This window comes from Flavobacterium sp. P3_A6, from assembly GCF_056403035.1.
Map to the genome: position 1 here is coordinate 1 of NZ_JBFUGG010000083.1, position 542 is coordinate 542.

The following is a 542-nucleotide window of genomic DNA, read 5'->3' on the forward strand; positions in this document are numbered from 1 at the left end:
ACCGTGTTTGGGGTCCTCACGACCAACGAGAAGTCGCACGACCTCGGGGTCGTCCTGGACTCGTCGAGCATCCCGGGCCGCGTCAACCACATCGCGTTCTGGACCGACTCGGACACCGAGCTGGTCCGCACGGCGGACGTGCTGATGGAGAACGGCGTCGAGATCGAGTACGGACCGTCGATCCACGGGATCGGCGAGCAGACCTACCTCTACTTCCGGGAGCCGTCGCGCCTGCGGGTGGAGCTGAACTCGGGCGGCTACCGCAACTACGTGCCCGACTGGACGCCGAACGACTGGACGCCGTCGACCGGCTCCAACAGCATCTACCGGAACTCCGCGATGCCGATGTCGATGACGGAGTCCTTCCCTCACGACCCCGGCCACCCGACGGCAACCGAGGAGGGCGTCCTGCCCGGTACGGAGGACGCGCTGCTGAACCCCTACGCGGTCCAGGGCCGAGGCTGATGAAGCTCGCCTCGTACCGGCACGGAGGGGAGCAGCACGCAGGGATCGTTCTCGGCGATGCCGGGGACGAGGTGGTC

At 67.5% G+C, this 542-nt stretch carries 1 protein-coding gene; it reads left to right on the top strand.

The features are described 5' to 3' along the window. Positions 1-465 (top strand): VOC family protein (locus AC1DVP_RS21425; protein WP_477185492.1); only part of this gene is annotated, 465 nt, incomplete at its 5' end. Positions 466-542: the final 77 nt, after the last annotated feature.